The organism is Pantoea sp. AG1095 (assembly GCF_003208415.1).
GTDB lineage: Bacteria > Pseudomonadota > Gammaproteobacteria > Enterobacterales > Enterobacteriaceae > Pantoea > Pantoea leporis.
Genome location: NZ_QKMJ01000012.1, coordinates 85,404 through 110,918 on the forward strand (window position 1 = coordinate 85,404; position 25,515 = coordinate 110,918).

At 53.9% G+C, this 25,515-nt stretch carries 25 protein-coding genes; 17 read left to right on the forward strand and 8 right to left on the reverse strand.

Going from position 1 to position 25,515, the window contains the following annotated elements; all coding sequences use genetic code 11:
- Positions 1-144: 144 nt before the first annotated feature.
- The 5 genes from DEU53_RS19965 to DEU53_RS19985 all read left to right on the forward strand — a co-directional run bounded on the left by DEU53_RS19965 (position 145) and on the right by DEU53_RS19985 (position 4,605).
- On the forward strand, positions 145-759 hold the full coding sequence (locus tag DEU53_RS19965; protein WP_110868154.1) for a YitT family protein: 615 nt from the start codon (positions 145-147) through the stop codon (positions 757-759).
- Between the two features lie 48 nt (positions 760-807).
- Complete coding sequence (locus DEU53_RS19970; RefSeq protein WP_101763128.1) at positions 808-2,001, forward strand: amino acid aminotransferase; 1,194 nt, start codon at positions 808-810, stop codon at positions 1,999-2,001.
- A 190-nt stretch (positions 2,002-2,191) separates the two neighbouring features.
- Positions 2,192-3,727, forward strand: coding sequence for a catalase (locus DEU53_RS19975; protein ID WP_110868155.1), 1,536 nt, complete (start codon positions 2,192-2,194; stop codon positions 3,725-3,727).
- 108 nt (positions 3,728-3,835) lie between these two features.
- Positions 3,836-4,252 (forward strand): secondary thiamine-phosphate synthase enzyme YjbQ, encoded by a 417-nt coding sequence (locus tag DEU53_RS19980; protein ID WP_061718371.1) that lies wholly within the window; start codon positions 3,836-3,838, stop codon positions 4,250-4,252.
- 2 nt (positions 4,253-4,254) lie between these two features.
- Positions 4,255-4,605, forward strand: a complete 351-nt coding sequence (locus DEU53_RS19985) for an MmcQ/YjbR family DNA-binding protein (protein WP_101763060.1) — start codon at positions 4,255-4,257, stop codon at positions 4,603-4,605.
- 6 nt (positions 4,606-4,611) lie between these two features.
- Here the strand turns inward: DEU53_RS19985 and DEU53_RS19990 are convergent, their stop codons facing one another.
- Together DEU53_RS19990 and uvrA are read right to left on the reverse strand one after the other, a co-directional pair.
- Entirely contained in the window at positions 4,612-5,676 is a 1,065-nt protein-coding gene (locus DEU53_RS19990; RefSeq protein WP_110868156.1) for an NAD(P)-dependent alcohol dehydrogenase, read from the reverse strand.
- 219 nt (positions 5,677-5,895) lie between these two features.
- Positions 5,896-8,724, reverse strand: a complete 2,829-nt coding sequence (uvrA, locus tag DEU53_RS19995; RefSeq protein WP_110868157.1) for an excinuclease ABC subunit UvrA — start codon at positions 8,722-8,724, stop codon at positions 5,896-5,898.
- Between the two features lie 222 nt (positions 8,725-8,946).
- On the opposite strand from uvrA, the gene ssb1 reads away from it, so the two are divergent.
- A complete protein-coding gene (gene ssb1 / locus DEU53_RS20000; RefSeq protein ID WP_061718369.1) occupies positions 8,947-9,501 on the forward strand; it encodes a single-stranded DNA-binding protein SSB1 in 555 nt (184 codons plus the stop codon).
- A gap of 387 nt (positions 9,502-9,888) precedes the next feature.
- Here ssb1 and DEU53_RS23345 read toward each other — a convergent pair whose 3' ends face one another.
- Positions 9,889-10,155, reverse strand: coding sequence for an antitoxin Xre/MbcA/ParS toxin-binding domain-containing protein (locus tag DEU53_RS23345; RefSeq protein WP_110868158.1), 267 nt, complete (start codon positions 10,153-10,155; stop codon positions 9,889-9,891).
- Positions 10,156-10,225: 70 nt separating this feature from the next.
- Entirely contained in the window at positions 10,226-10,753 is a 528-nt protein-coding gene (locus DEU53_RS20010) for an isochorismatase family protein (RefSeq protein ID WP_110868159.1), read from the reverse strand.
- Between the two features lie 121 nt (positions 10,754-10,874).
- Here DEU53_RS20010 and DEU53_RS20015 point away from each other — a divergent pair, with 121 nt between their 5' ends.
- Entirely contained in the window at positions 10,875-11,705 is an 831-nt protein-coding gene (locus DEU53_RS20015; protein ID WP_110868160.1) for an AraC family transcriptional regulator, read from the forward strand.
- Between the two features lie 72 nt (positions 11,706-11,777).
- Positions 11,778-12,731, forward strand: coding sequence for a DMT family transporter (locus DEU53_RS20020; protein WP_110868161.1), 954 nt, complete (start codon positions 11,778-11,780; stop codon positions 12,729-12,731).
- A 933-nt stretch (positions 12,732-13,664) separates the two neighbouring features.
- On the opposite strand, the gene DEU53_RS20025 is transcribed toward DEU53_RS20020, so the two are convergent.
- Complete coding sequence (locus tag DEU53_RS20025; RefSeq protein ID WP_008109970.1) at positions 13,665-14,060, reverse strand: IS3 family transposase; 396 nt, start codon at positions 14,058-14,060, stop codon at positions 13,665-13,667.
- A gap of 526 nt (positions 14,061-14,586) precedes the next feature.
- On the opposite strand from DEU53_RS20025, the gene DEU53_RS20030 reads away from it, so the two are divergent.
- Both DEU53_RS20030 and DEU53_RS20035 read left to right on the forward strand, forming a co-directional pair.
- Entirely contained in the window at positions 14,587-15,843 is a 1,257-nt protein-coding gene (locus tag DEU53_RS20030) for a polysaccharide biosynthesis C-terminal domain-containing protein (RefSeq protein ID WP_101763052.1), read from the forward strand.
- An 8-nt stretch (positions 15,844-15,851) separates the two neighbouring features.
- The gene (locus DEU53_RS20035; protein ID WP_101763051.1) at positions 15,852-16,802 is read left to right on the forward strand and encodes an ATP-grasp fold amidoligase family protein; all 951 of its coding nucleotides are present in this window, start codon (positions 15,852-15,854) and stop codon (positions 16,800-16,802) included.
- A gap of 55 nt (positions 16,803-16,857) precedes the next feature.
- On the opposite strand, the gene DEU53_RS20040 is transcribed toward DEU53_RS20035, so the two are convergent.
- Positions 16,858-17,139, reverse strand: coding sequence for a YjcB family protein (locus tag DEU53_RS20040; RefSeq protein WP_008109973.1), 282 nt, complete (start codon positions 17,137-17,139; stop codon positions 16,858-16,860).
- Positions 17,140-17,392: 253 nt separating this feature from the next.
- The gene (soxS, locus tag DEU53_RS20045; RefSeq protein ID WP_036649992.1) at positions 17,393-17,824 is read right to left on the reverse strand and encodes a superoxide response transcriptional regulator SoxS; all 432 of its coding nucleotides are present in this window, start codon (positions 17,822-17,824) and stop codon (positions 17,393-17,395) included.
- Between the two features lie 98 nt (positions 17,825-17,922).
- Here soxS and soxR point away from each other — a divergent pair, with 98 nt between their 5' ends.
- The 4 genes from soxR (at position 17,923) to DEU53_RS20065 (ending at position 22,605) form a co-directional block, all read left to right on the forward strand.
- Positions 17,923-18,399 (forward strand): redox-sensitive transcriptional activator SoxR, encoded by a 477-nt coding sequence (gene soxR / locus DEU53_RS20050; RefSeq protein ID WP_101763050.1) that lies wholly within the window; start codon positions 17,923-17,925, stop codon positions 18,397-18,399.
- A gap of 43 nt (positions 18,400-18,442) precedes the next feature.
- A complete protein-coding gene (locus tag DEU53_RS20055; RefSeq protein WP_110868162.1) occupies positions 18,443-19,108 on the forward strand; it encodes a glutathione S-transferase family protein in 666 nt (221 codons plus the stop codon).
- A gap of 358 nt (positions 19,109-19,466) precedes the next feature.
- Positions 19,467-20,816: an NCS2 family permease gene (locus DEU53_RS20060; protein WP_101763048.1), complete on the forward strand. Its 1,350-nt coding sequence runs from the start codon at positions 19,467-19,469 to the stop codon at positions 20,814-20,816.
- A gap of 139 nt (positions 20,817-20,955) precedes the next feature.
- Positions 20,956-22,605, forward strand: coding sequence for a Na+/H+ antiporter (locus DEU53_RS20065; RefSeq protein WP_101763047.1), 1,650 nt, complete (start codon positions 20,956-20,958; stop codon positions 22,603-22,605).
- A gap of 83 nt (positions 22,606-22,688) precedes the next feature.
- Here the strand turns inward: DEU53_RS20065 and DEU53_RS20070 are convergent, their stop codons facing one another.
- Positions 22,689-23,591 carry a LysR family transcriptional regulator gene (locus DEU53_RS20070; RefSeq protein WP_110868163.1) on the reverse strand — a complete coding sequence of 301 codons (903 nt, stop codon included), beginning with the start codon at positions 23,589-23,591 and terminating at the stop codon, positions 22,689-22,691.
- A 104-nt stretch (positions 23,592-23,695) separates the two neighbouring features.
- Between DEU53_RS20070 and DEU53_RS20075 the strand changes: the two genes are divergently transcribed.
- From DEU53_RS20075 to DEU53_RS20085, 3 genes are all read left to right on the forward strand, one after another.
- The gene (locus DEU53_RS20075; protein WP_008109984.1) at positions 23,696-24,118 is read left to right on the forward strand and encodes a CidA/LrgA family protein; all 423 of its coding nucleotides are present in this window, start codon (positions 23,696-23,698) and stop codon (positions 24,116-24,118) included.
- Positions 24,111-24,806, forward strand: a complete 696-nt coding sequence (locus DEU53_RS20080) for an LrgB family protein (protein WP_101763044.1) — start codon at positions 24,111-24,113, stop codon at positions 24,804-24,806. The genes DEU53_RS20075 and DEU53_RS20080 overlap by 8 nt, the downstream gene beginning before the upstream one ends.
- 84 nt (positions 24,807-24,890) lie before the next feature.
- Entirely contained in the window at positions 24,891-25,433 is a 543-nt protein-coding gene (locus tag DEU53_RS20085; RefSeq protein WP_110868164.1) for a YfaZ family outer membrane protein, read from the forward strand.
- The last annotated feature ends 82 nt before the right edge of the window (positions 25,434-25,515 follow it).

Below are 25,515 nucleotides of genomic sequence, written 5' to 3' on the forward strand. Positions count from 1 at the left end.
CTCTCAACTGATACACAAAAACCTGCAATAAAGCGCCCTAGTTATCAATTGGATAATCACTGGCACCCATCGGCGGCGAGCGTACGCCGCCGATGTGGTGCGTTTTTTGCATTTGAACCGCATCATTTGCAATGAGATTAACCCATGGATAACATTGTTCAACCCACTAAAGTTCCGCATTCCCTGATTGAAGATGCGCTGGCGATAGTCCTCGGCACGCTAATGGTCTCTTTCGGCGTCATTATGCTGAAACAGGCGGGCGCACTCACCGGCAGTTCTGCCGGTATTGCCTTCTTAATCAGCTATTTGTCACCGCTCTCCTTCGGTAGCGCCTTCTTCCTGATCAACCTGCCATTTTACTGGCTGGCCGTGCGGCGCATGGGCTGGGAATTTACCCTAAAAACCTTCTGCGCTGTTGGCCTGGTGTCGCTGTTCACCCATCTGCATCCACTGTTTGTGCATTTTTCTGCGCTAAATCCGTTTTATGCGACACTGTTCGGTAACGTGGTGATGGGCATTGGGTTTATAGTGTTGTTCCGTCACAAAGCCAGCCTCGGCGGTATTAATATTTTGGCGCTCTGGCTGCAGGACCGCATCGGTCTGCGTGCCGGAAAACTGCAAATGGCGGTCGATACCTGCGTGGTATTAGCGTCGCTGTTTGTGGTGTCGTTACCGATGCTGTTTGCTTCAATCGCGGGCGCGGTGATCCTCAATCTCATCATCGCAATGAATCATCGTCCCGGCCGTTACATGGTTTGATGACGCATCTTTACCTCTTATTTATGACCAATCATGGAGATCTGCACCGTGTTTCAAAACGTTGATGCCTATGCCGGCGATCCGATTCTGTCGTTGATGGAAACCTTCAAACAAGATCCGCGCGATAACAAAGTAAACCTGAGCATTGGTCTCTATTACAACGAAGCGGGCATCATTCCTCAGCTGCAGGCGGTTGCCGCAGCAGAAGAGCGCCTGCAGGCGCAGCCGCATCAGGCGTCGCTGTATCTGCCGATGGAAGGTCTGAACGCTTACCGTAACGCCATTGCACCGCTGCTGTTCGGTAAACAACATCCGATGCTGCAAGCGGGCCGCATTGCGTCCATCCAGACGTTGGGCGGCTCAGGCGCGCTGAAAGTCGGTGCTGATTTCCTTAAGCGTTACTTCCCGGCGTCCAACGTGTGGGTGAGCGATCCGACGTGGGAAAACCACGTCGCGATCTTCAACGGTGCCGGTTTCGAGGTGAATACCTATCCGTGGTATGACGCGGAAACCAACGGCGTGAAGTTTGATGCGTTCATCGCCAAACTGAAAACCTTGCCGAAGCAATCCATCGTGCTGCTGCACCCGTGCTGCCATAACCCAACCGGCGCCGATCTCACCAACGCACAGTGGGATGAAACCACCGAAGTACTGAAAGCGCAGGAGCTGATTCCGTTCCTCGATATCGCTTATCAGGGCTTTGGCGCGGGCATGGAAGCGGATGCTTATGCGATTCGCGCGATTGCGGCAGCGGGTCTGCCTGCGCTGGTCAGCAACTCGTTCTCCAAGATTTTCTCGCTGTACGGCGAGCGCGTTGGCGGCCTGTCTATTGTCTGCGATAGCGCGGAAGAGTCTGCTCGTGTGCTGGGCCAGCTGAAAGCCACCGTGCGCCGCAATTACTCCAGCCCGCCAAACTTCGGTGCGCAGGTGGTTTCCTGCGTACTGAACGACGAAGCGCTGCTCAACAACTGGCTGGCAGAAGTCGAAGCGATGCGTCTGCGCATCATCGACATGCGTCAGGCATTGGTTGAAGTATTGAGTACCAAACTGCCGGGACAAAACTTTGATTACCTGCTGAAACAGCGTGGCATGTTCAGCTATACCGGCTTGAGCGCGCAGCAGGTTGACCGTCTGCGTGATGAGTTTGGCGTGTATCTGATCGCCAGCGGCCGCATGTGCGTTGCCGGCCTGAACAGCCGTAACGTCAACCAGGTTGCTGAGGCGTTTGCTGCGGTGATGTAACTTCACTGCGACGGCGCGCCACAAAAAACCGCCAACATGGTTTGGCGGTTTTTTATTTATAACTTTTTTTAACTATAAACCGGACTGGTCTCGTTAGCGCTTCTCCCCATGAGTGTAAATATCCTCCAGCCTGAAACGGCGCGAGAGCGGCAATGTAGTCGCATATTTAAACTCACAAGGAAGCACGCTTATGACCCGGACCGCTTACTCTTTTGCAGTCAAACCCCTCGCTTGTATATTAGCCTTAGCCTTTTCCCTTCCGGTTTACAGCACCGCTTTAACGCGTGATAACGGCGCACCCGTCGGCGATAACCAGAACTCACAAACCGCAGGCGAAAATGGCGCAGTGTTACTGCAAGATGTGCAGCTGATCCAAAAGCTGCAACGCTTTGACCGAGAACGCATTCCAGAGCGCGTGGTACATGCACGCGGTACCGGCGCGCACGGCGAGTTCCGCGCCAGCAAAGATATTAGCGACTTAACCATTGCCGAAGTCTTTAAACCAGGCAGCGTGACGCCAGTATTTGTGCGCTTCTCATCCGTGGTGCACAGCAAACATTCACCGGAAACGCTGCGCGATCCACGCGGTTTTGCCACCAAGTTTTACACCAGCCAGGGCAACTGGGATTTAGTGGGTAACAACCTGCCGGTATTCTTCATCCGCGACGCGATTAAATTCCCGGACATGGTGCATGCCTTTAAGCCTGATCCACGCACCAATCTTGGCAACGACGCGCGCACCTTTGATTTCTTCTCTCACGTACCGGAAGCCACGCACGGCCTGACCATGCTGTTCTCCAACATGGGGACGCCAGCAAACTATCGCCAGATGGATGGCAACAGCGTGCACGCCTATAAGTTCGTCAACGCCAAAGTTGAAGTGCACTACGTGAAATTCCACTGGAAAACCCTGCAGGGCGAGAAAAATCTCGATCCGGGCGAAGTGGCGGCTATTCAGAGCAGCACTTTCAGCCACATGACCGAAGATTTAGTGGCATCGATCAACAACAAAGACTTCCCGAAATGGGATCTCTATATTCAAACCATTAAAGCCAGCGATCTGGATAAATTCGACTTCAACCCGCTGGACGCCACCAAAATCTGGCCGGGTATCGCAGAAGTGAAAGTCGGCCAGATGGAATTGAACCGCAACGTGGATAATTTCTTCCAGGAAACCGAGCAGGTGGCGATGGCGCCATCGAATCTGGTTCCGGGCATAGAGCCATCGGAAGATCGCTTGCTGCAAGGTCGTTTGTTCTCTTACGCCGATACCCAGATGCACCGTTTGGGCGCCAATGGCCTGACGTTGCCGGTCAACGCGCCGCGCGTGCCGGTGAGCAACGGTAATCAGGACGGCGCGATGAACAGCGGCAAGGCTGACGATCATGGCGTCAACTATCAGCCAAGCCGTGTCTATCCACGCGAAGAGCTGCAGAGCGCCCGATACAGCCACAGCCCGCTGAGCGGCACCACGCAGCAGGCGATGATTGCTAAAACGCAGAACTTTAAGCAGGCGGGCGATCTGTATCGTTCCTTCAATGACAAAGAGAAAACCGATCTGATCAATTCTCTGGGCGGCGCGCTGAAAGGTGTGGATGTGCAGAGCCGCGCCATTATGTTGTCGTACTTCTACAAGGCTGATAAAGAGTACGGCGAGCGTCTGGCTGCAATTACTAAAGACGATGTGGGCAGCATCAAAACCATGGCCGCTAAGCTGAGCGACTAACCTTCAGTCGGCAGAGTTCACGCTCTGCCGCTTTTTCCTCTCTTCAGGGTTTACCTTTCGCCGACATGCTGCACACTTAAACGGTGTAATTACTTTTAGGATTCTGGCATGTGGCATCAACAAACGCTTACGCTTGGCGCCAAAGCGCGCGGCTTTCATCTGATCACCGACGAGATTGTCGGCCAGCTTCATGGCTTATCCGATGTGCGCGTCGGCCAACTGCATCTGCTGCTGCAACATACATCGGCGTCGTTAACGCTCAATGAGAATTGCGATCCCACCGTGCGCAGCGATATGGAGCAGCATTTCTTACGCCATGTTCCAGAAAGTGCGCCTTATCAGCACGATTACGAAGGGGCTGACGACATGCCGGCACACATCAAATCGTCACTACTCGGCGTTTCGCTGCTGATTCCGGTCAACCGCGGTCGCCTGATGTTAGGTACGTGGCAGGGAATCTGGTTGGGTGAACATCGGGTGCAGGGCGGTGCGCGGCGTATCGTGGCAACCTTACAAGGGGAATAAAGATGAATACTTCGGATTTACTGACGTACTGCATGAGCAAGCCGGGCGCGGAGCAAAGCTTTAAAGAGTGCTGGCAGGCGACGCAGATTAAAAGTGAAGGTGTGCTGTTTGCCATGCTTTATGAGGTAAAAGGGCGTCCGGCCTTGTCGCTGAAAGCCACGCCTGCGCTGGCGGAATTGTTACGTGAGGAGCACAACGATGTGTTTCCCAGCGAACATTTAAATAAGTCGCACTGGAGCACGCTGTGGCTGGATGGTTCGCTAAAAGATTCGCAGATTTACTATCTGGTGGATGCTTCCTGGCAACAGGCTGACGCCACGCGCGCGGCGGGCGTCAACCATGATGAACACTGAGGCAAATTAAGCCGCAGATTCCTCGCGCAGAGTATTGATATCAATCACGAAGCGGTATTTCACGTCGCTTTTCAGCATACGTTCGTAGGCTTCGTTGATTTGATTCATCGCGATCAGTTCGATATCTGAAGTGATACCGTGCTTGCCGCAGAAATCCAGCATTTCCTGGGTTTCCGCGATGCCGCCAATCAGTGAACCGGCGATGCTGCGACGTTTCAAGATCAGGTTAAAGACCTGCGGTGCCGGGTGATCGTGCTCCGGCGCGCCGACCAGCGTCATGTTGCCATCACGCTTCAGCAGGGCAATGAACGGGTTGAGATCGTGCTGCGCTGCAACGGTGTTCAGGATGAAGTCGAAGCTGTTGGTGTGTGCGGCCATTTGGTCGGCATCTTTCGAGATCACCACTTCATCAGCGCCCAGACGTTTACCATCTTCAATTTTTGACGGTGACGTGGTGAACAGCACCACATGTGCGCCCATCGCATGAGCCAGCTTCACGCCCATGTGACCAAGGCCGCCCAAACCGACGATACCGACTTTTTTACCCGGACCGACATTCCAGTGGCGCAGCGGTGAGTAAGTGGTGATACCGGCACACAGCAGTGGCGCAACGCCCGCCAGATCGAGATTTTCTGGTACGCGCAGCACGAAGCTTTCATCTACTACCATGCTGGTGGAGTAACCGCCGTAAGTGATTGCGCCGGTTTCACGGTCTTCGCCGTTATAGGTGCCAACGAAGCCATTTTCGCAATACTGCTCCAGCCCTTCCTGACAGCTTGGACAGCTGCGGCAGGAATCAACCATACAACCAACACCGACCAAATCGCCCACTTTGTAGTTGTGGGTGTGAGCGCCAACGGCCGTCACGCGACCGACAATCTCATGGCCAGGCACCACAGGAAAAATGGTGTTGCGCCATTCGTTGCGCGCGGTATGCAGGTCCGAGTGGCAGACGCCGCAGTACAACACTTCAATCTGCACATCATGAGCGCGCAGTTCGCGTGGCTTAAAATCGAACGGGGCGAGTTTTGCTTTCGCGTCCTGTGCGGCATAGGCATGCGTAATATTCATGGTGTCTCCAGTAGGATGTGTCGTGATTTCTATGCGGGATCCCGTTCAGCGCACTGAAGGGATAAAGGGCGTAAGGGACGCCAAAAGGAACGTTGTAAGGATAGTCAGCAGGGGGGAATGCGTATATGCCTGAAGTTGTCTGATTCTTGCCTGTTCCTGCATTTCGTTGCGGAATCCGACAGAAAAAAACAGGCCCGCAATGGCGGGCCTGAGAGAAGTTTACTTCTTCAACATTGGCTTAAGGAAACGCGCCGTGTGTGATTTTTCACACTCCGCCACCGTTTCTGGCGTGCCGGACACCAGGATTTCACCGCCGCCGCTACCGCCTTCCGGGCCGAGATCGACAATCCAGTCTGCGGTTTTCACCACGTCGAGGTTGTGCTCAATCACCACGATGGTGTTGCCCTGATCGCGCAGCTGATGCAGCACTTCCAGTAACTGCTGAATATCCGCAAAATGCAGGCCGGTGGTCGGCTCATCGAGGATATAGAGCGTCTGGCCGGTGCCGCGTTTTGACAGCTCACGCGCCAGCTTGACGCGCTGCGCTTCACCACCAGACAGCGTGGTAGCCGACTGGCCCAGACGGATATACGACAGGCCAACATCGACCAGCGTTTGCAGCTTACGCGCCAGCGCTGGCACCGCATCAAAAAATTCGCGGGCTTCTTCGATGGTCATATCCAGCACTTCGTGGATGCTCTTGCCTTTGTATTTAATCTCCAGCGTTTCGCGGTTATAGCGTTTGCCTTTGCACTGGTCGCACGGCACGTAGATGTCGGGCAGAAAGTGCATCTCTACCTTGATCACGCCGTCACCCTGACAGGCTTCGCAGCGTCCGCCGCGCACGTTGAAGCTGAAGCGCCCCGGATTGTAGCCGCGTGAACGCGCTTCCGGCACGCCGGCGAACAGTTCACGCACCGGAGTGAAAATGCCGGTGTAGGTCGCGGGATTCGAACGCGGTGTGCGACCGATCGGGCTCTGATCGATATCGATCACTTTATCGAAATGTTCCAGACCGGCGATCTCACGATAAGGCGCGGCTTCGATGGTGGTCGCGCCGTTAAGCTGGCGCTGCGCAATTGGGAACAGCGTATCGTTGATCAGCGTCGATTTACCCGATCCGGACACGCCGGTGATGCAGGTAAATAAGCCGACCGGAATCGTCAGCGTGACATCTTTGAGGTTGTTACCGCGCGCACCGGTGAGTTTCAGCACTTTGGCTGGATCGCCTTTGACGCGCTCTTGGGGAATCGCAATCTCGCGTTTGCCGCTGAGGAACTGGCCGGTCAGGGAATTTTCATTCGCCATGATCGCGTGCACATCACCTTCGGCAACCACCTGACCACCGTGCACGCCCGCGCCTGGGCCGATATCGATCACATGGTCAGCGGCACGAATCGCATCCTCATCGTGCTCCACCACAATCACTGTGTTACCGAGATCGCGCAGGTGAATCAGCGTGCCAAGCAGGCGTTCGTTGTCGCGCTGGTGAAGGCCGATTGAGGGTTCATCCAGCACGTACATCACGCCGACTAAACCGGCACCAATCTGGCTGGCCAGACGGATACGCTGCGCTTCACCGCCGGAGAGCGTTTCCGCCGAGCGTGACATCGACAGGTAATTCAGGCCGACGTTCACCAGGAAGCTCAGGCGATCGCCAATCTCCTTCAGGATTTTTTCCGCAATCTGCGCACGCTGGCCGCTCAGCTTCATGTTGGCGAAGAAATCCATCGCATGACCGATGCTCATTTCTGAGATGGTCGGCAGGTTGGTGTCTTCAACAAAAACATGACGCGCTTCACGACGCAGACGCGTACCTTCACAGCTGGCGCAGGCACGGTTGCTGATAAATTTCGCCAGCTCTTCGCGCACCGCGTTGGATTCCGTCTCTTTATAACGGCGCTCCATGTTGTGCAGCACGCCTTCAAACGGATGGCGGCGCACTGAGGTGTCACCGCGATCGTTGATGTATTTGAATTCGATATTCTCTTTGCCGGAACCGTACAGAATCACTTCGCGCGCTTTGTCGCTTAGGCTGTTAAACGGAGCTTCGACATCGAATTGCAGATGCTCTGCCAGCGAGCGCAGCATCTGGAAGTAGTAGAAGTTACGGCGATCCCAGCCGCGGATGGCGCCTCCGGCCAGCGACAGCTCGGGGTTCTGCACCACTCGATCGGGATCGAAATATTGCTGCACGCCCAGGCCATCGCAGGTCGGGCAGGCGCCAGCCGGATTGTTGAACGAGAACAGGCGCGGTTCGAGTTCACGCATGCTGTAGCCACAGATTGGGCAGGCAAAGTTGGCCGAGAACAGCATCTCTTCGGCGCTGGGATCGTCCATATCGGCGACGATCGCGGTGCCACCGCTCAGTTCCAGCGTGGTCTCAAAGGATTCGGCCAGACGCGTTGCCAGATCCTCGCGCACGCGGAAGCGGTCAATCACCACTTCGATGGTGTGCTTCTTCTGTAACTCCAGCTTCGGCGGATCCGACAGATCGCACACTTCGCCATCGATACGCGCACGGATATAGCCCTGCGCGGCGAGGTTTTCCAGCGTTTTGGTGTGTTCGCCTTTGCGATCTTTCACCACCGGTGCCAGCAGCATCAGACGACGGCCTTCTTCCTGCGACAGCACCTGATCGACCATCTGACTCACGGTTTGCGCGGCCAGTGGAACGTCATGATCCGGACAACGCGGTTCACCCACGCGCGCGAACAGCAGGCGCAGGTAGTCGTGAATTTCGGTAATGGTGCCGACAGTGGAACGCGGGTTATGCGAAGTCGATTTTTGCTCAATGGAGATGGCGGGCGAAAGACCTTCAATATGGTCAACGTCCGGTTTCTCCATTAATGAAAGAAACTGGCGCGCATAGGCCGAAAGCGACTCGACATAGCGACGCTGGCCTTCCGCATACAGCGTATCAAACGCCAGCGAAGACTTACCGGAACCTGACAGACCGGTGACCACAATGAGCTTATCGCGAGGGATGATCAGGTTGATGTTCTTCAAATTATGGGTGCGAGCACCGCGGACTTCGATCTTATCCATTCACCTTTCCCGGATTGAACAACACTCGCCATGCCTTGCCAGCACGACCAGCAGAAACGGTCCATTATGGCACAAAAAATAAACTGAATAAATATCCAGTGTTTTTGCTATTCTGTCCGCCGATAAATTTTGGAATCCCGCTCTAAAGTGGGCACACGCCAATGTGACGTGATACAATTTTTCGCTTAGACTTTTAGCATCAACTCATCGGGAGACAGCAACATGGCCAGTCGTGGCGTAAACAAAGTGATTCTAGTCGGGAATCTGGGTCAGGATCCGGAAGTGCGCTACATGCCAAATGGTGGCGCGGTAGCCAACATTACGCTGGCCACGTCAGAAAGCTGGCGCGATAAGACAACCGGTGAAAACAAAGAGATCACGGAATGGCACCGCGTTGTGCTGTTCGGCAAGCTGGCGGAAGTGGCTGGCGAATACCTGCGTAAAGGTTCTCAGGTTTACATCGAAGGTCAGCTGCGTACCCGCAAATGGACCGATCAGGCCGGCCAGGAAAAATACACCACTGAAGTGGTGGTTAACGTAGGCGGCACCATGCAGATGCTGGGCGGACGTCAGCAGGGCGCGAACGCAGGTGGCGCACCGGCGGGCGGCCAGGGCGGCGGCAATAACAACGGTTGGGGCCAGCCACAGCAGCCACAACAGCAGCCGCAGGGCGGTGGCAACCAGTTCAGCGGCGGTGCGCAGCAGCGTCCACAGCAGCAGAGCGCGCCTGCTAACAACGAACCGCCAATGGATTTTGACGACGATATTCCGTTCTGATACTCCGCCTGAGCAATCTCAGGCCGGACGTTATCGAATCAAGAAATGCCATTCCGCGAGGAGTGGCATTTTTTTTAGTGCTTTGTGCGGGACGCGCAGCTTCTGCTGTTGCTGGGCAGTCCTCGCGCCGCTTACGCGGTGCCTTCAGTTCCAGCATTATGCCGACGGACCGTTCGGGATCGGGCTTCCTGCCCGGCCCGAACTGACAGCCGCATCCAGCGGCTGTCTCCTGGCCCAACGCTTTCACTTCAGCGCTGCGGATAGCCCTTACGCACCAGCAGAAGCTGCGCGTCCGTCACTATTGTGCAAGTATGGTCAAAGCATAGAGGTGACTACTGAAAATTTTTTAGTTGAAAATACATGTTTAATGCATTGATAAATATACATTTATGTAAATACACCGTGTTCTAAACGCCCAATCAAGTCCTCAATATCCATTATTCCGTTTTCATTCGTAAATAAAGATAGTGGAGAGATTGATCCCAGAGCTTTCGCTGGGCTGTACATCCATTGGTAAGCAGCTTCTTTATTACCACCAAAGAATTGCACTACCGTATTCACTTTCCGGGAAAAACATCTTTGATCCGCAATAATACTGAATCCTGGGCTTCGTTTTTTGAAGCTATCAGGCACTCGAATACATATGACCTTCATGCTCTAGCCTCAGTAGAGAAATAGCTATTTGTATAGCTGACAGCAGCCAAGCACTTCAATAGCAGAACCCTTAATGCGGTCGCCATTCCCGCAATAACGCTTCCGTCTCACGTACCAGCACCGGGTTGCCCGGCATAATCAAATCGGCCCACACTTCGTTGTGCTGATTAATTTGCTGTTGTGCGGAAACATAGGTGCGGTCGGCGGTGGTATGCGCATCGGCGGCGACGGTGATGTGATAGCCGAGGCTGGTGCCGACTTTGATGGTGGTATCGACACAGTAATCGGTCGCGCAGCCGCAAATAACGAAGCTTTTAATACCGCGTTGGTCGAGTTGAGCGGCGAGATCGGTTTGCCAGAAACTGTCGCAGGCGGTTTTATTGACAAAGATGGCGTTGGCCGGCTGCTGTAACTCGGGGACGATGGCCCAGCCTGCTGAATTGACCTCTAAACCTGGGCCAACGTGCTGGATGAAGATCACCTGATCGGCCGCAGCGGTTAACTGATTGATCCGCTCGCAGCGTCCGGCACGATCAAAACGCGGCGATGCCAGCACGCCGTTTTGCATATCCACTACCACAACTACACGATTAGCCATTTTGATCTCCTGTTAAGTTTTTACAGTGTCCGGTGAACTCGCAACGAGGTAAAGCAAATCCGCTTTGCATTTATCGCCACTGCCGCGCATGCTTATAAGCGATTTTTCCCGGAGGTGTGTCGTGAAGGTGGTTCCTGAAATCTTTCCTTGTGAGCAAGATCGTGCGCAGTTTCAGCATTTCGCTGAGCTGCCTGGCATCGAGCTGTATCAGGCGCACATCTCCCGCTACGCTTTTGAACCGCATACCCATGAAGCCTTTGGCATCGGCACTATCGAATCGGGCGCCCAGCGCTTTCGCTATCGCGGCGCCAGTTACACCGCGCCGCAGCATTCGCTGGTGATGATGAATCCTGACGAGCTGCACACCGGTGAATCTGCCTGCGACGAAGGCTGGCGTTATCGCATGATCTATATCGATCCGCAGGAGATGGATCGTCTCTCCGGCGATCGTCATTGGTGGTTCACCGACGCTCTGCGCACCGATGCGCGTCTGGCGCAGCCGTTTTCTCAATTGCTGGCGCAGATGTGGCAGGCGGAAACCCCGCTGGAGCGTGAAAGCATTTTGCTCGAACTGCTGGAGTTAATGCGTCCGCTGGCGCGTCAGGGACAGCTGCGACCTGTCGAAGGTGCACATCGCTTTGATGCGGTAAGAGACTATTTGCGTGAAAATCTCGCCGAACCGGTGCGCCTCGAAGAACTTGCTGCGCTGGCATCACTGTCGCCGTGGCATTTCCTGCGCAGTTTTAAACAACACTTCCACGTCACGCCGCATCAAATGCTGATGGCTTTTCGTCTGTTCGCAGCAAAACAGCAGCTGGCACGCGGCGACAGTGCGGCAACCGTCGCGGCATCGGTTGGTCTTACCGATCAGGCTCATCTCACCCGCGCCTTCGCGCATCGCTACGGCATCACGCCGGGCCGCTATCAAAAACAAGTGTTCCCTTCACGCTAACCGCAATCTGCTACAAGCCTTTAGCCTCCACCTGCGTCACACTGCAGCGGAATGCATATAAAGGAAGAGTTTATGTTTGCTGGAATACTGTTTGCGCTGGCGGCGGGACTGATGTGGGGATTGATCTTTGTGGGCCCGCTGTTAATACCGGATTATCCCGGCACCTTGCAATCGGCCGGCCGCTACGTTGCCTTTGGTTTGGTGGTGTTGCCGCTCGCCTGGCTGGATCGCCGTCGTTTGCGTCAGCTCGCACGCAAAGACTGGATTGAAGCGCTGAAGCTGTCGCTGATTGGCAATTTGCTCTATTACGCGTTTCTCGCCAGCGCGATTCAACGCACCGGTGCGCCCATTTCTACCATGATTATCGGCACCTTGCCGGTGGTGATTACCGTGACGGCCAATCTCTGTTATGGCCATCTTGAAGGGCGCTTGCCGTGGCGTAAACTGACGCCGGCGTTGCTGATTATTGCTGTGGGCCTGGCTTGCGTGAATGCCGCCGAACTCCAGACGCAAGGCCCCGATTTTGATTGGTCGCGCTATCTCACCGGTTTAGGGTTAGCGGTTCTGGCGGTGGCATGCTGGACATGGTATCCGCTGCGTAATGGTTTATGGTTACGCGCGCATCCCCAGCACAAGCCATCCAGCTGGGCGACGGCACAAGGTTTGGTGACGCTGCCGCTGGCAATAGTGTTCTATCTATTAGTCTGCGTGCAGCTTCACTGGCAGCAACCTGCATTTGCGCTGCCATTCGGGACGCAGCCGCAACGCTTTCTATTATTGATGTTAGGTATCGGGCTGATTTGCTCATGGTTGGGCACGCTCTGCTGGAATGCGGCCAGCCAACGCGTGCCGACGGTGATCATGGGGCCGCTGATTGTGTTCGAAACCTTAGCCGGTTTGCTATGGACATTTCTGTGGCGACAAAGCTGGCCGCCGCTGCTAACCGCGCTTGGCATTGGTTGTTTGATTATTGGCGTGATCTACGCGATGCGTATTAAACCCGAGCCGCGCATCACTGCGGTATAGGTCATCAAAATAGGGCTGCTGAAAAATCATTTCGGCAGCGTACTACGCTGTATTTTAAGAATTTGACTAACCCTTTTCACGCGCCTCTTCGCCCATTCAGGCGCTCAGCTGGCCATCGATATAACATTTTGGCTAATTGCAGCCCTCTTTTTAGCGCTGATTTGTCATAAAAAGTCATACCGTTTCGTCCGGCGCATGAGTGTTTGACCGTATTAAGGCTTCCTGAACCTTCACGAATCTCCGATCTTCCTGGCTATCGCAGGCCCTAAAGCGGAAAAAACCGACGTATTAACGCGCAAAAACATGCATCTAACCTACCTTTTATTGCCATTTGGCACTGAAGATTGGCACTTGAAAACCACTTTTTGCTTAAGGGAATCGAGAGATGTTAAGAAAGATTCCATTAACCTTTGGCAAAAAACCATTAAGCGTAGCGATGGATAGGGTGCAGGAATTTAACTTATTTCCCGCTTTTTGGCCGTTATTGTTTAGGGCAGGTAACCTTTGTTATCAGGATTATTCCTGGCAACAGAAGAGGGAGTTATGGTCTACGCGTGTCAAACGATTGACGAATCGATCTCAGAACAGATCCAGATGAAAACAGAGGTTGTGTGTGAGCGGTTACACGCGGTTGTTCATTAATGCTTAACAGAACTATCCGCATTCAGGACTGATGATTAATGTTGGTAAAGTAATAATCGAAGCGCCAATCTCACCGAAATGAGATTGGACTTCGTTAGAATGGCTTGAATAGAGAGACTTTTGCTGATGTGAATCTATTTTACCGCAAAAAAGGAAGCAATTCCGCGATGGTATTCATCAGGAAAAATTGGTGCGAATTGTTATGTTGTGAACGCCGTATTAAATGATCTTCATATCTTCTGGTAAGAACAAATCTCAGCATTAGGTCAAATAACATCGGCCTTAATGGTATTAGCGATTATCTGTACCTGCAGGATAATGATAAACGCTACGGCTAATATCCAGTAAACGGCAGCTACGACGGGTACCTATGTCGAATGTCGTTTGCAGAAAGTTAACCGCCTGACGCTTTTCATTGGTGGTGAAGAAGTTTTTCAATACGCTTTGCAGCATCTCTTTATCGGAACTCAGTGATTGCAGCTCACGCGTGAGGTTAAGTAGCTGATCTTCCAGCTCCTTGATTTTTCTACCTTCTTCGGAAGAGAGCCCAGAAAACTTCTTCTTCCAGCTATAGAAAGTGGCCTCGGAAATGCCAAGCTCCTCACAAATCTCCCTGACTTTCACTCCCGTTTCAGAAGCTTTAATGGCATTTGTGATTTGCTCTTCGCTATATCGTGACTTTCTCATAAATGCTATTACCTTTCTTATCAATTAGTGGATGAGAATTACTGTATTAATATCTGGCACTGCAAAAACACTATTAATGCAGTATTAAAGTGCGCGATTTGAATTGCGAGGGTTAAATTAAGATATTTAGAAGAAATATCATCATGGGATAAATCTTATTTTATTCCGAATGGCATTGAACGCCTTCCTGGCTTTAGGTTTTTGATATAAATTCTCTCCATCCCAAATGCAGAAAAATACTACATTCATTGGAAAATCGGCATAAACCACTTGCAGAAATGTCAGGGTATGCCAGTAAACGTTTGCTTAGAATTTAGGCTGAAATCGTTTACATCCACCGAGTTTCGCACCGGATATAATCGGAATTTTCCTGAATATAATTCCTAATTGCTGACGCGAGTCTCATTTTTCGGACCAGTTTGGTTTGAAGTTAATAAATTAAGTCAGGCCCACTGAGCGCTTGTTAATTCATTTCAAGGACGTTGTACCGAAAGTTGTTGTAGTTCGTAATACTAAGGATCAGTCAATGAAATTGAGCGTAATGTCGAATGCCGCCTGGATGATGTCTGAAAAGATCGTCTCCGTGTTCGGCGTCATATTTGTGACCTCCTACGTGGCAAAATCCTTTGGTCCAACCATCTTTGGCCAAATGGCGTTTTCGACCTCACTGTTTTCCATGGTGCAGACCGTGGCGATTTTCGGTACGGAAACCATTCTGTTTAAACGTATCAGTAAGAGTGCACCGAAAGGGCTGCGCCTGATGACCGTAGCGCGCAACATGCGCATGGTTTTACTGTTGCTTACATCGCTGCCCGTCTTGATTTGGGTCTGGTACAACATGCAGGAAAACTTCCTCGCTTTTGCACTGGCCTCGTTTATCTCTTCGGTTTTCGTGACGCAGGACACCTTCAGTGTCTACAACAATGCGCGCTTAGCGTCGCGGCTGAATACCATCGCCAACTCTGTCGGATTGCTGCTGGGCTTCAGCTTAAGTTTCGCCATTGCCTGGCTGCACCTCAATCCGCTATGGCTGACCGTTTCGATTGTCGCCGTCACGTTGGTGCCGTACGTCATTAAGCGTTTTAACTTTTATCGCGAAAATCAGGATGTGGCGCCGCCACAGGATAAGCGCAACACCTATCTGCGCTATTTGCTGTACGCCGGATTGCCGCTGGCCATCTCCAGCATCTTTATCTCGGTGCAGGTGAAAGCGGCACAGATGTTCCTGGCAGGCATCGCCTCAGCGCGCGATCTTGGGTTGTTCGCCGCCGCCAATACCATTTCGGCCTCCTGGATTTTTATCCCGGTCGCCATCATCACTTCCTGCTTTTCGGAAATCTTCCGTGAGCGTGGAGAAACCGCCATCAAGCTGACAGCACGGCTTAATGGTTATGTCATGGGTGTTTCATTGTTGTTGTTAGCGGTGATCGCGATGTACGGCGAAAAAATCATCATCGCTTTATATGGTCACGAGTACACACAGTCAGGAAGTCTCATTACGTTGTTGTCGTTAGCAACCTGCTTTTCGGCGATGGGGACCGTGGCGTATCGCTACATGGTCAAAGAAGGCGGGTTTAATTATCTGTTGAAGAAAATCGTTTGCCTGATGGTCATCAGCTTGCCGCTGTCGTGGTGGCTGATCCAGAGCTACGGCATCATGGGTGCCGCATGGAGCGTTTTCATCTCAGAATTGCTGTCTCTTACCGTAATGAATTACTTCTTCAAAAACGGCGTCATCCAAAAAATCCAGGTTTCCTCACTCAACTACAAAACCTACAAATGAGGTCAGATATGCTCAAGTTGAAAGATGAACTCAGAAGAAGCGTTCAGTACTTCATCAAGAAGATGCCCTGGGCATACCAGGATCGTATCTACTATTTTCACAAGTTCCGCAAATTGCCTAATCTGCGCGAGCCGAAAGTGTTTAACGAGAAGGTGCTGTATCGCAAATTCATCCATGGCGATTATCAGATTTATGGTCGTCTGTCGGACAAATATTCGGTGCGTGAATATATCGCCGAGAAAGTGGGCAGCGAATACCTGATCCCGCTGGTTTACGAGACCAGCGATCCCAGCTCATTGCACACGCTGCCGAGCTGGAAAAATACCGTTATCAAGCCGAATCACGCCTCCAACATGGTGGAGATCCTGCTGGAAGAGCCGGATGCGTTGAAGAAGCAGCAGATTATCAACGATTGCCATCGCTGGCTGAAGACCGATTTCGCCAACGAAGCGCGCGAGATTCACTATCGCTACATCAAGCCACGCATTCTGGTGGAGCAGTACATTGGCGATGGGAAATCGGCACCGATTGACTACAAGTTCCATATGTTCAACAAGCGCGACGGTAGCTTTGAGTATGTGCTGCAGGTGATCTACAACCGCTGCAATCCGCTGTTGTCGATGAACTTCTACGTCAACAACCTCAACGAGGCGTATCACAAAATTCGTGATACCGGCCTGGATGTGACGCCGCAAATGGCCTCGTTGCAGCACGCGTTGGCGTTGAGTAAAAAGCTGGCGAGCGATTTCGATTATGTGCGCGTGGATTGGTACATCGATAACGAGCAGATCTACTTCGGCGAATTAACCTTCACGCCGGGCGCGGGTTTGGTGACCGGTCTGGATCGCGGGCTAAATCAGATGATGGGTGATATGTGGATTCAGGATCGCCGCGGTACGAAGATACCGGGCATCACGGTGGCGGAAGTGACCATTCCGGCCGTATTGAAGAAAATTTAGAATCACACAGCAAAATAAAAAACCCCGCTTCGGCGGGGTTTTTTATTGGCTGCGATTAAGGCATTGGCCAATCGGTTGGCGTCTGGCTCATCACTTCGATAAAGGCGTTTTTGGAGATTTCCATAAAGTTATGCAAATTCTCCATGCTCAGCGTGATACCGAGCAGGCCAGTAACGAACCAGCATGACATGCCAACGCCGATGCCACCGCACAGCAGCGCCATCACGTGGTGACTGTTCTGACGCAGTCGAATTTTCATGGTGCTGGCGAAAAACATCATTACCGCACTCAGGAGTTCCCAGCGCATTACAATCAAACTGGTGGTTAGGGTGGCCATCTGCAAAAACCTCTTAGAATCAGTGATATCCCCGACATTCAATCGACATCACTGGCGGCTAAGAAGGAAGGTCAGGGAAGTCCTTCTGGCCGTCTAACTGAAGACAGAAAAGTGTGACTTGGCTCACATTATATCACTCGATTTTAAATTTTGAACAAAATTTATACCGGGTCAGGTAGAAAGATTTTTATCGAACTGAGGAAAAAACAGGCAGGAAGAGCGAGGTGCGCCCGCAAGGGGCGCGCAGAAAGGGTTAGCTAACCGGGCAACATTCGCCGGTGGTACGCTGGGCAAAACTGGTCATGTTATTGTCTGCACAGTCAAAACTGAGCAAGCGCGGACGCTGAATCATCGCCTGGCGACGCATGGTATGACGATAAGCGGTTGGCGTTTGCGAGAACTGACGGCGGAACACGCGCGAGAACGTCTGCTGCGAATCGTAACCGTATTGCATCGCGATATCGAACACCGGACGCTGGGTTTGACGCAGCGCTTCAGCGGCCAGCGTCAGACGACGTTCGCGAATATAGCCACCCAGCGTTTGTTTCGTGACGGCACGGAACATACGCTGCAGATGCCATTTTGAGTAACCTGATTTTGCCGCGACTTCATCAATTGACAGCGCTTTATCCAGATTCTGATCGATCCAGTTGGACAGCGAATGAATGATTTCCTGTTGCATCATAGCCTCATCCTTCTGATGTTTTTTGCCTGGTAAGAAATTCGAAGTTTTGCTGGGGTGCGAGTATAATTCCTCAAGTTAACTTGAGGTAAAGGCCCTAAATGAAAAAAGAACGCAATTACCCGAAGCCGGTTTTGACGCCGGGCGAAGTGGCGAAGCGCAGCGGCGTGGCGGTGTCGGCACTGCACTTCTATGAGACCAAAGGATTGATCTGTAGCTCGCGCAACGGCGGCAACCAACGTCGCTACAGCCGTGACGTGCTGCGTCGCGTTGCCATCATCAAAATTGCACAACGCATTGGCATTCCGCTGGCGACGGTGAGCGACAGCCTGACGCATGTGCCGGCTAATAAACGGATGTCGACACAAGAGTGGGACGCGCTGACGCAGCACTGGCGCGAGGAGCTGGATAAACGCATCGAAACCCTCACGCGCTTGCGTAACGATCTTGATGGCTGCATTGGCTGCGGCTGTTTATCGATGCGCGATTGCCCGCTGCGTAATCCCGGTGACCGGTTGGGCGAGCAAGGTTCGGGCGCGGTGTTACTCGATCCGGAACAGGACGAGCAAAAACGCTGATCGACTATACTTGGCGGAACACTTTTACCGGCAAGGAAACCGTATGATCACCGTTCACCATCTGGAAAATTCCCGCTCGCATCGCGTGTTATGGCTTCTGGAAGAGCTTGCGGTGCCTTACCAAATCAAACGCTATCAGCGTGAAAACAGCCTGCTGGCACCCGATTCCTTAAAGAAAGTGCATCCGCTGGGCAAATCCCCGGTGATTACCGACGGCAATCGCGTGATTGCCGAGTCAGGCGCAATTCTCGAATACCTGCAACTGAAGTACGACAGCGAGCATCAGCTGACGTTGAGTCATGAAGATGAGCAGATTCAGGCGCGTTACTGGCTGCATTACGCTGAAGGTTCGCTGATGCCATTGCTGGTAATGAAACTGGTGTTTGCGCAGTTTGGCAAAAAGCCGGTGCCGTGGCTGCTGCGTCCGGCCGGCATCGCCCTGAGCAAAGGGATTCAGAAAGCCTGGCTGAATAAACAGCTGGCTTTACATGGTCGGGTAATTGAAGAGCATCTCACGCAGCATGCGTTTTTTGCCGGTTCACGTTTTAGCATCGCCGATGTGCAGATGAGCTTCCCGCTGCTGGCGCTGCAACTGCGTGGTTCCCTGCGCGATACGCCCGCCACCGCCCGCTGGCTGGAAACCATGCAGCAGCGCGCGGCCTGGCAGCGGGCGATTCAGCAGGGCGGCGCGATTGAATTAAGCAATTGATTTATCGAATCTCGTACGCATCGTAGCGGCGCAATTTATTGCGCAATATATGGACGGGCACGGAGCCGCCATTTATGTGCGCGATAAATCGCGCCGCTACAAATTGTGCATGCCATTGCGACACGCCTAAAGGCGAACAATCGCCTGGATTTATCCTGTCATGCCCGTGATTAAGAGTTGAAAACCCCAGGGCAAACGCCAGATAATCGTTTGCCTTTTTTCCGCGTCCCCCTTTACGGCCTGGAATACGCGGCGACGTAAACGTTTGCCTGGATTTTCATCATGAAAAACCGCCATCAGGGAACGGCAAACGTGCGCCGCGCGGCGACTCACATCACAAAAAAATTGAGGAAGAATTATGTCTGGCGAATCGCGCCCGGCCAGTGGAAAACTGGACGCCTGGTTCAATATCTCTGCACGCGGCAGCAGCGTGCGTCAGGAAGTATTGGCGGGTCTGACAACGTTTCTGGCGATGGTGTACTCCGTCATCGTGGTGCCCGGCATGCTGGGCAAAGCGGGCTTCTCGCCAACGGCGGTGTTCGTCGCTACCTGTCTGGTCGCCAGTTTTGGATCGATCATCATGGGTTTGTGGGCCAATCTGCCGATGGCGATTGGTTGCGCCATCTCGCTGACCGCCTTCACCGCGTTCAGCCTGGTGCTCGGCCAGCACATTAGCGTGCCGGTGGCGCTTGGTGCGGTGTTCCTGATGGGCTTGCTGTTCACGCTGATTTCGGTTACCGGCATCCGCGCATGGATTCTGCGCAATTTACCGATGGGCGTGGCGCATGGCACCGGCGTAGGTATCGGCTTGTTCCTGCTGCTGATCGCCGCTGACGGCATTGGTTTAGTGGTGAAAAATCCGGCTCCTGGCTTGCCGGTGGCGTTGGGTCAATTCGCTTCGTTCCCGGTGATCATGTCGCTGGTGGGACTGGCGGCGATTTTTGGTCTGGAAAAACGCCGCGTGCCGGGCGGCATTCTGCTGACCATCATCGCCATCTCGATTCTTGGCCTGATTTTCGATCCGGCGGTGACCTATCAAGGTCTGTTTGCCATGCCGAGCCTGAAGGATGCTAACGGGCAATCAGCGATGTTTAGCCTCGATATCATGGGTGCGCTGCAACCGGTGGTGTTGCCAAGCGTGCTGGCGCTGGTGATGACCGCCGTCTTTGATGCCACCGGTACCATCCGCGCGGTCGCGGGGCAGGCGAATCTGCTGGATAAAGAGGGGCAGATCATCAACGGCGGTCGTGCGTTAACCACCGATTCCGTCAGCAGCCTGTTCGCCGGCTTGGTCGGCGCTTCGCCAGCTGCGGTCTATATCGAATCGGCGGCGGGCACGGCGGCGGGTGGTAAAACCGGTCTGACGGCGATTGTGGTGGGTTTGCTGTTCCTGGTGATCCTGTTTATGTCGCCGCTGGCCTATCTGGTTCCGGCTTACGCGACCGCGCCGGCGCTGATGTACGTTGGCTTGCTGATGCTGAGTAACGTGGCAAAAATCGACTTCAACGATTTCGTTGATGCGATGTCCGGCTTGCTGACCGCCGTGTTCATCGTGCTGACCTGCAACATCGTCACCGGTATCATGCTCGGCTTCGCTTCACTGGTGATTGGACGCCTGTTTGCCGGTGAGTGGCGCAAGCTGAACGTGGGCACCGTGGTGATTGCTGTCGCGCTGGTCGCGTTCTATGCCGGTGGCTGGGCCATCTGACCTGAAAGTTGAATAATTCCAGGATTATTCGCTTTCTGCATCACGCCGCACATCGGGTTGCTCCGCTGTGCGGCGTTTTGTTTTACACTTTCCCACGCAACAACATCGCTTTAATGAAATTGATTCGCCTAAGGAAAGCATGGAAATCTTCTTTACTATTCTCATCATGACGCTGGTGGTTTCACTCTCCAGCGTGGCGGCACGTATTCTGCCGTTTCAAATTCCCCTGCCGCTGGTGCAAATTGCCGCCGGTGCACTGCTTGCATTTCCCGTCTTCGGCCTGCATGTCGATTTTGATCCGGAACTGTTCCTCGTGCTGTTCATTCCGCCGCTGCTGTTTGCGGATGGCTGGAAAACGCCGATAAACGAGTTCCTGCATCACGGTCGCGAAATCATGGGGCTGGCGCTGGTTCTGGTGCTGATCACGGTGGTCGGGATTGGCTACCTGATCTACTGGCTGGTGCCAGGGATTCCGCTGATTCCCGCCTTCGCGCTGGCGGCGGTGCTTTCGCCAACCGATGCCGTGGCGCTGTCCGGCATTGTCGGTGAAGGACGCATCCCGAAAAAAATTATGTCGATTGTGCAGGGCGAAGCCCTGATGAACGACGCGTCGGGTCTGGTATCGCTGAAGTTTGCCGTCGCGGTGGCGATGGGCACCATGGTGTTTACGTGGGGCGGCGCCAGCGTTGAGTTTCTCAAAGTGGCGGTCGGCGGTTTGGTCGCTGGTGTGGCGATATGCTGGCTGTATGGCCGCTCGCTGCGTCTGCTGAGCCGCTGGAGCGGGGATGACCCGGCAACACAAACCGTGCTGCTGCTGCTGTTACCGTTCGCCTCGTACCTGATTGCGGAACACCTTGGCGTGTCGGGCATTCTCGCCGCCGTCGCCGCCGGTATGACCATTACGCGTTCCGGCATTATTCGCCAGGCACCGCTGGCGATGCGTCTGCGCGCGAACAGCGTGTGGCAGATGCTGGAGTTCGTGTTCAACGGCATGGTGTTCCTGATGCTCGGCCTGCAGCTGCCCGACATTCTTTCCACCTCGATTGCGCAGGCGCAAGCCGATCCTAACGTGGAACTGTGGATGCTGTTTACCGACGTTCTGTTGGTGTACGCCGCGCTGATGGTGGTGCGTTTCGGGTGGTTGTGGATCATGAAGCGCACCAGCATGCGTCTGCTGAAGAAGAAGCCGCTGGAGTTTACCAATTACTCGCTGCGTGAATTGCTGATTGCCTCTTTTGCCGGCGTGCGCGGCGCCATTACCTTGGCCGGTGTGCTGTCAATTCCGCTATTCCTGAGCAACGGCGATCCGTTCCCGGCGCGCTATGAGTTGGTGTTCATCGCTACCGGCGTGATTCTGGTGTCGCTGCTGGTTGGCGTGGTGCTGCTGCCGATTCTGCTGCGCGACGTAGAAAGCATCGATAAGGTCGGGCATCGACGTGAAATTCAGTTTGCGCGTGCCGCGATGGCGGGTGTGGCGATTGAGAGCCTGCATAAAATGGAGCAGCGTCTTGAGAGCGACACCGAAGAGAACATCGATCCTGAGCTGCTGAAAGAGGTCAGCCTGCGCGTGATTGGTAACCTGCGTCGTCGTGCGGAGGGGAAAAACGATATCGAGCAGGCGCAATTTGCCGAAAATCTTGAGCGTCGTTTCCGCCTCAATGCGCTGCGCGCCGAGCGCGCCGAGGTCTATCATCTGCGCGCCACGCAGGAGATCTCCAACGAGACAATGCAGAAACTGCTGCACGATCTTGATCTGCTGGAAGCGTTGCTGATTGAGAAAGAGGAATAGAGGCAAGCTATATTGTTCATCGGTAGCGGCGCAATTCATTGCGCAATAAATTGCGCCGCTACATTAATGCGCTACAGTTGTTTTTACACCGACAGCCGCGGCGCACTATCCGGCCAGTGTTCACGGCAACATTCAATCCACGCCTCGGCGCTGCGCGACAGATAACTGCCTTCCCGCCAAATCAACCCCAAACTCCACTGCAGCTCCGATTCCAGTGGCAGCCACAGCAGCGACTGCTTATCCAGCCGCTGACAAATGGGCTCCGGCAGAATCGCCAGTCCCATGCCCGCCTGCACCATCGCGGCGAGAAAATCCCACTGCGCGCTGCGCAGCGCAATAGTTGGCGTCAGGTTCTGGCGTTGAAACGCTTTACGAATCTGGCGATTCAAGGCGAACTCTTCATTGAGGATCAGCAGCGGATGTTCGGCTAACTCTGCCAAACCGACTTTACGGTGATCGCGCCATTGTTCACTGCGCGGCAGCAGCACGCACAGCGGATGGTGCATCAACTCCAGCGTATTGAGCGGCAGTTCGGATTCGATCGGCAGCGCGGTGAGAGCGATATCCAGCGCGCCACTCAGCACCGCTTGCTGCGCCGTCAGTCCGCCGAACTCGGATATTTTCAGCTGTACGCCGGGATAACGGCGGCGAAAGGCGGAGATCGATCCGGCCATCTGCATGCCGACCATCGGCGGAATACCCAGCCGCAGCTCGCCAGTTTTCAGCTGGTTGATATCGCCCAACTGCGCTTCAAGCTGGTGGAACTCTTGCAGAATCACCAGTCCGCGCTGGTAAACCGCCTGACCGCTATCCGTTAGATGCAGTTTGCGGCCCTCGCGCAGCAGTAAGGTGCAGCCGAGCTCCTCTTCCAGCTGACGCAGCATTTTGCTGATGGTCGGCTGCGTCACGAAAAGCTTCTCAGCGGCGCGGGTGAAGCTTTGCTGGCGCACCACTTCAGTGAAGTAGCGCAGGGCGCGCACATCCATAAACATTCCTTTTTGGCATAGTTTGAATAATTTTAATTCATTTCTTTCACAGTTTGCCGCGGATTTATACTGGTCACCTCAATTCTTCATCCAGGTAACAAGCAATGATGGCATTAAGTCCGCGCAGAACGGATCTCCTGCAACGTACGTTTGTTCCGCTGCAGCTGGTGCTGTATGTCGGTTTGTTTATTTTCAGCGACAGGCTGGTGAGCTGGCTGCATCTGCCGCTGCCCGCCAACGTGGTGGGCATGGTGCTGCTGCTGGTGTTGATCATGACGCGCATCGTGCCGCTGCGCTGGGTAAAAGCTGGCGCCAACTGGCTGCTGGCAGAAATGCTGCTGTTCTTTATTCCAGCGGTGGTGGCGGTAGTGAACTACAGCGATTTGCTGCGCAGTGAAGGCTGGCGCATCTGCGTGGTGATCGGCGTCAGTACCTTGCTGGTGCTGGCTTCGACGTCACTGGTGGTTGATCGTTTATATCGCTTCGAACTGGCGCGCGCCGCACGCAAGCAGGCGCATCATGAATGATCTGCTGATTAGTCTGCTGTGTCTGGCGTTCACGCTGCTGGTCTACTACCTCAACAAAATTCTTTATCGCCGCTGGCGCACGCTGCTGTTGATGCCGCTGGTATTGACGCCGCTGGTGCTGGTGGCGCTGTTGCTGCTCACTCACGTCAGCTGGAAAAATTACATCGCTGAAAGCCACTGGCTGATTTGGCTGCTTGGCCCGGCGACGCTGGCATTTGCCGTGCCGGTGTATGAGAATCTTGAGATCATCAAGCGTCACTGGCTGTCGCTGAGCGTGGGCGTGCTGACGGCCACGCTGGTGGCGGTATGCAGTTCGGTGTGGCTGGCGCGCTGGCTGACGTTACCGGAAACCATTCAGCGCAGCCTGGCGGTACGCTCAATCACCACGCCGTTTGCGCTGGCAGCCGCGCAGCCGATTGGCGGCCAGCCGGATCTGGTGGCGCTGTTTGTGGTGATCACCGGTGTGTTTGGTATGGCGGTGGGCGACGTGCTGTTTCTGCGTCTCGCCATCAAGCAGGGCGTGGCTAAAGGCGCCGGTTTTGGTGCTGCATCACATGGCGCAGGCACCGCGCGCGCGTATCAACTCGGCCAGCAGGAAGGCGTGGTGTCGAGCCTGGTGATGATGCTGTCTGGCGTCGTCACCGTCATTCTCGCGCCGCTGTTAAGCCACTTACTGTGGGTATCGTAATCCGCTGGTTTTGAGTCATTGCTCATACAGCAGCCCGATCGCTTTGCTTATTGTTTGCCCGCTTAAACGATAAGGAAGCGAAAAATGAAAAGTCAGTATTTTGCAATGGGGCTCCTGTTGGCCTCCGCTGGGGTAACTGCTCAGGAAATCGGCGTAAAGGGGGGCAGTGATTTCTTTGCGGCCGCCATCAACAGCCAAAAAACCGCGCCAGGCCTGCAATATGGCGTGGAATACGTGAATGCCAAACATCAGTCAGAATTGCTGGACGCCAATCTGGGTTACGGCGTGGCTGTAGGCGCAATGCGCATTGTGCCGCGCATCGGTTTGTTCTGGGCTGAATTGAACCATGATAAAACGTCCAGCTACGGCGTGAATGCGGGTATACGCGCGATGGCTCCACTGCCACAAGCGCGCCATACCTGGCTCTACCTCGATTTCAGCATGGCGCCTAACTTCAGCACCTATAAGCTCGATCATCTGCATCAGTTTGAGGCCGGAGTTTACTACCAACCGGCCCACTGGTTAACGCTGAGTTCCGGTTACCGCTATCTCGGCAGTGGCTTGCACGAATATAAAACCCATCGTGCGATTGATGGTCTTTTTATCGGCGCAGCCTGGCGCTTCTAATCTGAAAAGTGGCCTTTTAGGGCCACTTTTTTCCCCGCCGTAATCCATTTTTACGTAAAGCTTTCCAAATAATGTTGTCTCT